Below are 11247 nucleotides of genomic sequence, written 5' to 3' on the forward strand. Positions count from 1 at the left end.
AATTCAGGAAACTATGTCCAGATTCTTCTTTAACGACCGCCAGCAGCTGGTCAACGATGCCATAGAAGGCGTAATTATCAGCTCCCGCCACCGTAATCTGACCCGCCTTGAGATAGACCCCGCCATCCGCGTGGTGGTGCGTAACGACTGGGATAAAAGCAAAGTGGCGATTATTTCCGGCGGCGGCTCCGGCCACGAACCGGCGCACGTGGGCTTTGTGGGAAAAGGCATGCTCACCGCCGCGGTGTGTGGCGATCTCTTCGCTTCGCCAAGCGTGGACGCGGTGCTGAACGCCATCGTGGCGGTAACCGGCGACCGCGGCTGCCTGCTGATTGTGAAAAACTACACCGGCGATCGCCTGAACTTCGGCCTCGCCGCGGAAAAAGCCAAAAAACACGGCCTGAAGGTTGAGATGGTGATCGTCGGCGATGATATCTCTCTGCCGGATAACAAACAGCCGCGCGGCATCGCCGGCACGGCGCTGGTGCATAAAATTGCGGGCTTCGCCGCAGAGCAGAGCAAATCTCTCGGCGAGGTAAAAGCCATCGCCCAGCAGGCCTGCGACAGCGTTGCCAGCATGGGCGTGGCAATGCAGACCTGCAACCTGCCGGGTAGCGATGATGAAGAAGGGCGTATTAAAGGCGGCCACGTCGAGCTGGGGCTGGGCATTCACGGCGAGCCGGGCGCCAGCACCATCGATACGCAGAACAGTAAAGAGATTATCGCCACGCTGGTTAAGCACCTGCTTCAAAAGACCGGCGCGGAGGCAAAACTTGCGGTGCTGATTAACAACCTCGGCGGCGTGTCGTCGCTGGAGATGGCGCTGCTGACCAGGGAGCTGGCGCATTCCGATCTTAAAGATCGGCTTGAATACCTGATTGGCCCCGCGCCGCTGGTGAGCGCGCTGGATATGAAAGGCTTCTCGCTTTCGGCCATTGCCCTGAACGACGACTTTATCAAAGCGTTGCAGGCCGACGTGGAAACCGCAGGCTGGCAGCCGATGGTGAAATGCCTGGCTATGCCAACGCAAAAACATAGTTTGCTCCGCCGGGAAGTGGAAATAACGCCGTCTGATAACACCACCGTCAAAGCGATTGTGGCAAGCGTAGCCAAAACGCTGATCGGCCAGGAAAGCCACCTCAACGCGCTGGATGCAAAGGTGGGCGACGGCGATACCGGCTCCACCTTTGCCGAAGGGGCGAGAGATATTGCGCAGCTTAACGAACAGGGCAAACTGCCGCTTAACGATCCGGCAGCCCTGCTGGAGCTGGTGGGCGACAGGCTGGCGACGGTGATGGGCGGCTCAAGCGGCGTGCTGATGTCCATCTTCTTCACCGCTGCCGGGCAAAAGGTTGGCGAGAAAAAATCGCTGCCGGAAGCGCTGCTGTTTGGCCTGGAGCAGATGAAACGCTACGGCGGCGCGGATCTGGGCGACAGAACGCTTATCGACGCCCTGCAACCGGCGCTGGAAGTCTTAAGGGATAAGGATCTGAAAGCCGCGGCGCAGGCCGCACAGAAAGGCGCAGACGAGACGGCGAAAATGCAGAAAGCCAACGCGGGCCGCTCGTCGTACGTTAACAGCGGCAACCTGGACGGAGTGAAAGATCCGGGCGCCGTTGCCGTGGCCGAGGTCTTTGCAGCTTTAGTTAAATCTGACTCGTAGGTCGGATAAGCGAAGCGCCATCCGCCACAACCACAAAGCGCAGGCCGAATAAGCACAGTTTGTAGGTCGGATAAGCGAAGCGCCATCCGCCACAACCACAAAGCGCAGGCCGGATAAGCACAGTTTGTAGGTCGGATAAGCGAAGCGCCATCCGCCACAACCACAAAGCGCAGACCGGATAAGCGCATTTTGTAGGTCGGATAAGCGAAGCGCCATCCGACGCTAAGGCATCCGAAAATAATAACAAGGGCCCCTTCACAGGGCCTTTTTCACATCAAAAATCAGCCTTCAGCACCACGCGGTAACGGACCTTGCCGTCGCGTACATGCTGGATAGCCTCGTTAATTTTCGACATCGGATAGAGCTCGGTCTGCGGCGCCACTTTTGCGCGCCCGGCAAGCTTCATCAGCGTGCGCAGCTCGTGCGGGGAGCCGGTTGCGGAACCCGTAATGCTGCGGTCGCCGGCAATCAGCTTGAACGCCGGAACGGCGAACGGCTTCATCACCGCGCCGACGGTGTGGAACTTGCCGCCATAGGCCAGCGCCTCGAAGTACGGCAGCCAGTCTAAATCGACGTTGACGGTATTAATGATGAGATCGAACTGCCGGGCGAGCGCCGTCAGCGCCTGCGGATCGCGGCTGTTCACCACCTTATCCGCGCCCATCTTCAGGATCTCCTGCTCTTTAGACGGGTTGGAGCTGAACGCCGTCACCTCGCAGCCCATGGCGTGCAGCAGCTTGATGGCGATATGCCCAAGGCCGCCGATACCGATCACGCCCACGCGGCTGGTGGCCGTAATATGGTGCATCAGCAGCGGTTTAAAAACGGTGATGCCGCCGCACAGCAGCGGGCCGGCGGATTCAATATCGATGGAGTCCGGTAGCGGAATAACCCACTGCCAGTCGGCGCGGATTTTATCGGCAAAGCCGCCGCGGTTGATAATGGTCGCCACGCTGCCTTCCTGACAGTTCACCTGGCTGCCGCTGATACAGGCATCGCAGTGCCCGCAGCTGCGTGCCGTCCAGCCGATGCCCACGCGCTGGCCAACCTTCAGCCCTTTATTCTGCGCGGCGCTGCCAAGGGCATGCACGCGGCCAACCACCTCATGCCCCGGCACCAGCGGATACTGCGAGAAGCCCCATTCGTTGTCGATCATCGACAGGTCGGAATGGCAGATGCCGCAGTATTCCACCTGGACTTCCACGTCCTCTGCGCCCAGCTCGCCCGCATCAAATTCGTAAAGCTCAAGCTCTGCGCCAGCCTGTGGCGCGGCGTAACTTTTTATTATGGACATGTGATTCCCCTCGTGTTGGCTCAGTCAGGAAGTGTAGAGCATGGACGGCGCCATGACGGTGTGCGGGATGTGCTTTTGGGGGCAGCGGGGATGGAGGGTGGATAAGCGAAGCGCCATCCACCGTGAAAGGCGTAACTATCTTTTATCCAGCACAGCGTTCAGCCACATCTCATCCCGCCCGGGCCGTTTATCTTCGGTCGTCCAGAGTTCTGTGATTTTTATCTCCGGCACGCATTGCAGCAAAGCCTTAAAGCTCGCCTCATTCATATCCGTAAACCGGCGCCCGTCCTTCTCGCGCTCGCCGTCGCCGTATTTAAAAGACACGTACCAGACGCCACCGGGCTTAAGGGCATGAGCTAGCTTCTGCATCACTTCCGGCAGTTCAGACGCAGGAACGTGAAGCAGGGACGCGCAGCACCAGATACCGTCATACATTTGCTGCGCGGCAACTTCAGCGAACGTCTTCTGCTGCACCGGCAGGCCGGTATGTTTCCGTGCCAGCGCAACCATTTCAGAAGAGGCATCGAATGCCTCAACCTGATAACCCATCTCGTGAAATGCCTTAGCGTCGCGCCCGGAGCCGCAGCCCGCATCAAGCACGCGCGCACCGGGCGGAAGATGCCGGGTAAAAGATTCGTACAGCGAGGACATATCGACGTTAACCGTGCCGTCGAAAAAGGTCTGCGCGTGGTGCTGGTAGTAGTCGTTGCTCATCAGAATATTGCCTCTCCTTCGGCCTGAGGTTCCCAGGTATGGAACAGCCGTACTCTGGCAGCGTTCCAGTTATCAATAAGGAAATTCCTGCGCTGTTCAGGCTGCTTACCCGTTTGATTGACGATGGTTTCATGCAGCGGCAGTCTGCTCTGAATAAAGTATTCGTTGCGGGCGTGAAGCCTTGCCAGCAGCTTAGTGCCCGGTAAACGGGCGAACTTGCCCGCCTCGCCGCGATTGCAGCACTGGCACGCCAGCACCAGGTTCCAGACGCCGTTGATATTCGGCACCTCATCGCGCGCCATCCACGGAATAAAGTGGTCCACGTCCGCCAGCTCGCTATCCCCCGGCGTGAGGCTGATGGGCCGGAAGCAGTAAAAACAGCGCCCTTTCTGATAGCCGTTAAGGCTGTCGCGGCAGCTGGTGATATTGACTCGCCGCGCATTGGCCCGGCTATACAGCAGTTGATCATTCGCGTCGAATTCGACGTTGAGAAGATGGCGGGAAATACCCATTGTCCATGCCTGCTCAACCAGGTTCCAGCGCGCGGTAGTTTCAAAAGCCAGATTTTGATACTGCTGCCGCTCGCCAAGCTGGTAGAAGTTTTCGGTAAGCCGAATGCCGCTATTGGTTTTGCGCTCATCAACGAAAAAGCGCTTCTCAATCTCCCCTGAATTCACATTGTGGAAGGCGTCGATAACGTTATTAAAGCCGAGCCGCACCGTGATTTCCGTAAGCTTATTCTGCGTGATTTCGCCGTTGTTAAACTGCACGCAGGCTTCCAGATACCTGCTGCCACGCGAAGTAATTTGCTTTGGGGCATGCAACAGATGCTGGCAGATATGGCGACTGAAGGGCACGGCAAGCTGCTCAAGCGTAACCAGATCGCTGCCGGATTTATCCACCTCGTACAGGGCGTGCGCGAGCGCAAATTTGTAAGTTGCGACATTTCTTCCAAAAAGAATCACGCCCCGCCAGTAGTTCTCAAGCGTGGGGTCCGCCTGGTAAAAATGCATATGTGTTCCTGTTGCGGTCCGGCTCGCAGAAAGCGGCAGGTGAGTTACTAAAACCTGTAACGGGATCACATAACAAATGAAAGGTGATGTAAACCGGGGAGATATAGATTTGGTGAATTTGTGATGCGGAGCGGAAAGCAACAGACCAGGCGGGGCAGGGAGCGAGAAGATAACGCGCTGAAATTTTCAGCACTTAGCGCAGGTTGCGAAGGGCGGCGCTTGCAAGGTAGCGTGCGACAGGTATAATCCACAACGTTTTCCGCATACCCTTCGTGCCGAAGTGGCGAAATCGGTAGACGCAGTTGATTCAAAATCAACCGTAGAAATACGTGCCGGTTCGAGTCCGGCCTTCGGCACCAAAAGCATGTAAATGGACCTCAACTGAGGTCTTTTTTTATGTCTAAAATCCAGTATTTATCTACCTTTCCAGCTATATTAACTCTCTCAAGGTCAACCGACTTCAACGGACATCTACCAACACATGTTGGTACAGATGATGGTATTTCCGGTTCGATAATGCTTGTACCAACAAGGAGGGGATAAGCATGGCGTTAACAGATATCAAGGTCAGAACAGCCAAGCCAACGGATAAGCAATACAAACTGACCGATGGCAGCGGTATGCACCTGCTTGTCCATCCTAATGGTTCTAAGTACTGGCGTTTGCAGTACCGTTATGACGGCAAGCAAAAGATGTTGGCACTTGGGGTTTATCCTGAAATCACACTGGCGGATGCCAGAGCACGTCGAGACGAAGCGCGTAAGCTGCTAGCGAATGGCGTCGATCCGGGAGACAAAAAGAAAAATGATAAGGTTGAACAGAGTAAAGCACGAACCTTCAAAGAGGTGGCGATCGAGTGGCATGGCACCAATAAAAAGTGGTCTGAAGATCACGCCCATCGTGTGCTAAAAAGCCTGGAGGATAATCTCTTTGCAGCGCTTGGTGAGCGTAATATCGTTGAGTTAAAAACTCGTGATTTATTAGCACCTATTAAAGCCGTAGAGATGTCTGGCCGTCTTGAGGTTGCTGCCCGTCTTCAACAGCGCACTACGGCCATCATGCGTTATGCAGTGCAAAGTGGGTTAATTGATTATAACCCAGCACAAGAGATGGCTGGGGCGATTGCTTCCAGTAATCGACAACATCGTCCGGCGCTGGAATTAAAGCGCATCCCGGAGTTACTTGAGAAAATAGACAGCTATACCGGCAGGCCGCTAACCCGCTGGGCGACAGAACTCACTCTGCTTATCTTTATTCGATCCAGTGAGCTGCGTTTTGCTCGCTGGTCAGAAATCGATTTTGAAACGTCAATGTGGACCATCCCGCCTGAGCGAGAGCCTATTCCTGATGTGAAACATTCTCAGCGAGGCTCAAAGATGCGTACACCTCATCTGGTGCCACTTTCAAAGCAGGCGCTGGCGATCCTGAAGCAGATAAAACAGTTCTGTGGTGAACATGAGCTGATTTTTATTGGCGATCACGATCCGCGTAAGCCAATGAGTGAAAACACCGTAAACAGTGCGCTACGGGTGATGGGATATGATACTAAGGTTGAGGTTTGCGGCCACGGTTTCCGCACAATGGCCTGTAGCTCGTTAATTGAGTCAGGACTATGGTCGAAGGATGCAGTGGAGCGCCAGATGAGCCATATGGAACGCAATTCGGTGAGGGCAGCGTATATCCACAAAGCGGAACATCTGGATGAGCGCAAGCTGATGTTGCAGTGGTGGGCTGATTTTCTGGATGCGAATCGGGAGAGAGCGATTACGCCGTTTGATTATGCGAAGATCAATCGAGGTAATGGCGTGTGAGTTGGATGCCTTTATTTCTCGGTTGATGTTTAAATTAAAAAGACCAACCAGCCAGCTTAGGACTGGTTGGTCGCTGTAGTTTTTACCGTTGTTATCAGAATTCCATCTGCTAGGTACAGAGCCGCCACACAAAAAGGATGGCTGCAATAATGCCTTGAATGTACATATAGTTGCGAGCATCATCGCAAACATGTGCTCATGGATTCTTCAATGCAATGACCTCTGACAAAACCCTAAAGCAAGCGATATCAAATAATCACTATCTGACGCAAAGGTGAACAGCGTGCGCCACATAAGTCATTATTGCTGCTGCACGTCCTCACACACTATCGGTAGGACCATGATCGCCTGTTTAACTATGATTCTGAAATCTACGAGCCCCTGTTGGATCTTCTGGAACGTTATGGATCGCAGTGCCGTGTCCCGCGTAAAAATCCCTTCGGCTCCGGATAAACAGACCTCGCAGAAATTCAGAAATACCTCCCTGATTCTCCTTTCAGAGGAAAGTTCTTCGTCCCTTCCGGCCTCCAAAACACAGGAATGATAATGAAAAAGACCGCCTGGCTTATCAGCCTGATGCCTCCGATACTGTCTCTTATTATTATAAGAACATATCTTGGTTATTTTAATAACGGCTCGTTATTTACAGAGAACCTGTCAGCAACGGGGATATTTAATTACGTCTTTATTTTTATGGTACTAACCACAACAGGGGTCGGGTTGATTTTTTTCTTACCTTCACTCATTTTTTGCTTGTCCTTGCCGAAAAATGTGAAAACAATTCACAATTACCGTGACATAAAAGGAAGGATTTCTCTGGCTGCCCTGCTGTCCTTTCCTCTTACTGTATTTACATTTTTTCTGTGGGCTTATCTTTCCGCTGGCCACCCGGATTATGAGCCTGCACTGGGATGGCTCCTGTCACTGGCAGGGATCTCATCGGTCGCTCTAATCAATTACCTTTTCCTCAGACAGGCGGCGAAAACCGCTCAGGAATTTCAGCGTACTAAAGCTCGCAGAAAAACAGCGTGCTGGCTTTTCATCGGTAGTCCGCTTCTCATTTTCACCATTATTCTTTGCTTCACATTTTGCGTCAGCACCATTATCAGATGGGTAGATACGCAGGTAGCGGGAGACAGCATTGTCGCAATACTGAAACTGGCCACCTTGATTTCGGGGTTAGGCGTATTGTTAATGTTACCCGGTGCGGTATATGTAAATACTGATAACGCTGCACGGAATGAGTCATGGCATATCAGATTCACCCTTGTCTCAGTTAGCCTCTGGCTTCTCATAACCAGCATATATGTGTCATCGTTTTATCCTGTCCTCATCGACAAAACGATGGCATTTGCGGGTATTTCGGACTGGCAGACACGGCGTTTTCAGGTTGAAGAAAGTAAGTTTCCGGCCTCACATTTCGGCCATCAGGACTGGCATGTTGCTGATAATATCCCGGGGAGAAGTTACACGGTGCAGGGTATTATGGTTTATTCCCTTAACAACGTCAGACTGCTGTGCCCTGAATCCGTCAGTAAACAATACAGGAACATGCTTCATTTTATTCCCTGGGATCGGGTTTATGACCAGAACAGATCTAACGAACTGAAGAAGGCCTCAGCCAGATGTCAGCCATTTGTACAGGGTGGCATTACGCGGCTTTCTGAAAAATAGTCCCGGCCGGACTGTCACGGCCGCGAGGACGATCGACGCCGTGCGGGTGATGGATAATATACGGGAGGTTGAATGGGTGACACTGGAAGCGTGGTTTAAATGACGGCCGGCACAAGACGGACACTAAGTGGCTGACGATGGCGATAAGTCAAATTGAGATGTTTGTTACGGTGATCCTGAGTGCAATGCTTTACCCGCCACGCCTGTCCGCTTTATGAGGCGGTGTTAACTGGACTTCAACTGCTCTGGTGCGTAACGTAGATTAGATTGTTAATTTGGCATGCATACTGCTGGAGATTCATGCTTTTTAGAAGTCCTTCTTTGACTTACTACACATTTTCTCAAACCTATGATAAAAATAATAAAACACTTCATTTTTGGCGAACGCTATGACTGATACTGATACAGCTCGATGGAACACTGAAAGCGCTGCTTTGCTAGTTCTATCAGAAATACGTGGCGTTAGTTATTGGTCCCTATATAAGGTTGCTCAAAAAGGGATCCGTTTCAGAGATGTTGTAACTTGCTCAACATTATCAAAATTCGAATCAATTCTCGGAGTGAGACTACATCGTGCACCATATTCTTTGACTGAGAATAATTGGTCGACTTTTCGTGATGGAATGATTTCTGCCGCGAAAAGCCTTTTAACACATTATCATAGCAACGGTTATAAATTAATACATCATGGTTCTCCAGATTATCCGGAGAAATTGAATGATTTAAATGAGCGCCCTTACTGGATTTTTGCGCAGGGCGATACTTCGTTGCTTAGTAAAAAATGTGTTGGTGTTGTTGGTACGAGAAATCCAACTACTCTTGGAATTTATTTAACACAAGCAGTTGTCTCGCAGTTTATTGCATCAGATTATGTAACTGTAAGTGGGTTAGCTTATGGTATTGACCAAGCTGCTCATGAAGCATCTATTTTATTTAAAATACCCACAATAGCCATTCTAGGAACAGGTTTAAATTCTAACTATCCAAAAAACAGTGTTGGACTTAGGGAGGGTATTGTAAATGCCGGTGGACTTATACTCACGGAGTATCTCCCACATCAAAAACCATCGCAAGAAAACTTTGTTCGTAGAAACAGAATACAGGCTGCTTTAAGTGATATTTTAATTCCTGTCGAATGGAACTTGAAAAGCGGAACGTCGCATACGGTTCGAAATGCTGCTCAACTGAAGAGAACGATACTGTGTCCATTACTAAGAGGTGAATCTGTTCGGGAGGAGATTAAATACTCTCAGGACGAATACTCTGCAATAATACTGGAGACTCCTTTGACGGGATTTAAAGATGTGATGGAGTTAATTAAAACAAAATCGAGTAATAAATTACAACAACTGTCACTTCTGGGGGATGAATAAAATGCATTTGAAAGCTGTTATATTTTCAATAGCAGATGTTGTTTTGCCCACAACATCAAATCCGCAATCTCAGCAACTTAAGTCACGAATCGATGTTGAGTTGAGGAAGTTGTTCGCTTTTTTATTATCTAAAAATATTAAAGTCCTTTTTCTAACAAATAACAATAGGAATGTTAGGACTAATAATGGAAACATTGCACTGGATGATTATCTTATGCAACAATTCCCAAACTCAATCCATTATTGCCGTGAACTTAACAATGAAATACCTGCGAAACAAACAGGAAGAGCCACTGATTTCATCATGAATGATTTAGATATAAATCGTAATGAGATAATTTATGTTGGCCGTTCAGAAGAAGACTTACAGGCCGCGACAAATGGCAAAACTTTATTTATTAATGCCACTTGGTATCAACCGGTCACTGAGTATGGTTTTCAGTTCTCTGAACCAAAAGAGATTGCGAGATTTATCGATGTGTTTTGTTTAAGAGAGGAATTATGGGGATGGCAGGGCCACTTAAACCAAGATGTCCACTATTATGCCTTAGCTCCCTTTAGTACTCATAACCCTGAGTTTACAATGTACTCTGCCAATGCACGAAACTTAGCTAAGTTATCCATTGGGAGCCCTGATTTTTGGATTAGGTATCTTGGTGCTAGTATTTACTTCTCTGGTTTAAGTGAAGGTGCAAGTTTTATCACAACTTATGTTGGACATAATGCTAACGACCCCTATAAGTTGGCAAATATCATGGAGCATGACCTCAAAGGGTTGGCAGTATCATTTAAAGGTAAATATCTCAAAGATCTCTTTATAAGACATACTACAGCTGTAAAATCTCAGCAGGAAAGAATAGAGCGCCGACAGGTTATAATAACATCGCAAACTAATACTGTGAATTTAAACGCCTCTCCTATCAAAAATCTTAACACTGGAGAACGATATGTTAACAGGCCAGTATTGCGAGGAAAGAAAGTATTAGTTATTGATGACTTCTGCACTGAGGGAAATGCTCATGAAACCGCCAGGATGTATTTAAAGGCTGCAGGAGCGGAAGTTATAAATATTTCATGGTTAAAATTTGTTAATCGAGATGTAGCCGTTTGCGAACCAAATTGCAGAATAAGACCATGGGAGACAAACACCCTCACTTCTGAAAATATTAATTATATCGGACGAATCGGTTATGCAGCAAACCTTACTCATGGCGGTGCGCCTCAAGAGTTGGCAGATAAAATTGGACAATATGATCATTGGGACTGGCCGCAATAGTTTCTTCTTCTGACTACAACTTGTACCCCTTAAATATAGGGGTACATATTTAAAGAGCGATAATCGCACTTAATTTGTTTAGCTGCTACTTAGTCAATTTGATAGAAGATCTCACGGTCGGTATCAGCGACCTACCTGTTCCCCATTTATGAAGACAGAACAATGTAAATATGCACTCTGAACTTCCGCTTCTCGCTCGAAGCAAACCGTCAGGTTTGCTTGTGTGCTACCGGTGAAAACTACCAAGTCAATTTTGAGCTAATACAATTCAGTCTTAATGACTAAATGGTTTGTCAGCGACAATACATGATGTTTCACATTCGGCAGGTTCGGAGTTACTGTCATAAGGATCTTACAACCACAATCAAATGCACATACTGATCTTCAAAGAAAATGTGTGGCTTAAGCGCCTTTAGAACTTTTGTATGG

Annotated in this window: 8 protein-coding genes, 1 tRNA gene and 2 pseudogenes; 7 read left to right on the forward strand and 4 right to left on the reverse strand. The window is 49.5% G+C overall.

The annotated features are described in order from the left end of the window. The first annotated feature begins 13 nt into the window (after window positions 1–13). Window positions 14–1663 carry a dihydroxyacetone kinase subunit DhaK gene (locus tag WLO31_RS02285; RefSeq protein ID WP_435928917.1) on the forward strand — a complete coding sequence of 550 codons (1650 nt, stop codon included), beginning with the start codon at window positions 14–16 and terminating at the stop codon, window positions 1661–1663. A 274-nt stretch (window positions 1664–1937) separates the two neighbouring features. Here the strand turns inward: WLO31_RS02285 and ahr are convergent, their stop codons facing one another. The 3 genes from ahr to WLO31_RS02300 all read right to left on the reverse strand — a co-directional run bounded on the left by ahr (window position 1938) and on the right by WLO31_RS02300 (window position 4684). Continuing rightward, complete coding sequence (ahr, locus tag WLO31_RS02290; RefSeq protein ID WP_435928918.1) at window positions 1938–2957, reverse strand: NADPH-dependent aldehyde reductase Ahr; 1020 nt, start codon at window positions 2955–2957, stop codon at window positions 1938–1940. A 135-nt stretch (window positions 2958–3092) separates the two neighbouring features. After that, window positions 3093–3671 (reverse strand): class I SAM-dependent methyltransferase, encoded by a 579-nt coding sequence (locus WLO31_RS02295; RefSeq protein WP_435928919.1) that lies wholly within the window; start codon window positions 3669–3671, stop codon window positions 3093–3095. Then, entirely contained in the window at window positions 3671–4684 is a 1014-nt protein-coding gene (locus tag WLO31_RS02300) for an HNH endonuclease (RefSeq protein ID WP_435928920.1), read from the reverse strand. The genes WLO31_RS02295 and WLO31_RS02300 overlap by 1 nt, the downstream gene beginning before the upstream one ends. A gap of 274 nt (window positions 4685–4958) precedes the next feature. On the opposite strand from WLO31_RS02300, the gene WLO31_RS02305 reads away from it, so the two are divergent. The 6 genes and pseudogenes from WLO31_RS02305 (at window position 4959) to WLO31_RS02330 (ending at window position 10818) form a co-directional block, all read left to right on the forward strand. Next, window positions 4959–5043: transfer RNA gene (locus WLO31_RS02305), tRNA-Leu, on the forward strand. A 186-nt stretch (window positions 5044–5229) separates the two neighbouring features. After that, window positions 5230–6495, forward strand: coding sequence for a tyrosine-type recombinase/integrase (locus WLO31_RS02310; RefSeq protein ID WP_435928921.1), 1266 nt, complete (start codon window positions 5230–5232; stop codon window positions 6493–6495). Between the two features lie 215 nt (window positions 6496–6710). Continuing rightward, a pseudogene (locus tag WLO31_RS02315) lies at window positions 6711–6936 on the forward strand (phosphorothioated DNA-binding restriction endonuclease); the annotation flags it as partial. Between the two features lie 105 nt (window positions 6937–7041). Continuing rightward, window positions 7042–8169, forward strand: a complete 1128-nt coding sequence (locus WLO31_RS02320) for a hypothetical protein (protein ID WP_435928922.1) — start codon at window positions 7042–7044, stop codon at window positions 8167–8169. Window positions 8170–8558: 389 nt separating this feature from the next. After that, a complete protein-coding gene (locus WLO31_RS02325; RefSeq protein ID WP_435928923.1) occupies window positions 8559–9542 on the forward strand; it encodes a DNA-processing protein DprA in 984 nt (327 codons plus the stop codon). Between the two features lies 1 nt (window position 9543). Continuing rightward, window positions 9544–10818: a phosphoribosyltransferase gene (locus tag WLO31_RS02330; RefSeq protein ID WP_435928924.1), complete on the forward strand. Its 1275-nt coding sequence runs from the start codon at window positions 9544–9546 to the stop codon at window positions 10816–10818. A 341-nt stretch (window positions 10819–11159) separates the two neighbouring features. Here WLO31_RS02330 and WLO31_RS02335 read toward each other — a convergent pair. Further along, window positions 11160–11228, reverse strand: a pseudogene (locus WLO31_RS02335) (hypothetical protein); the annotation flags it as partial. Window positions 11229–11247 lie beyond the last annotated feature (19 nt).

It is taken from the genome of Dryocola sharpae, assembly GCF_051307055.1.
In the GTDB taxonomy this organism is placed as follows: domain Bacteria; phylum Pseudomonadota; class Gammaproteobacteria; order Enterobacterales; family Enterobacteriaceae; genus Dryocola.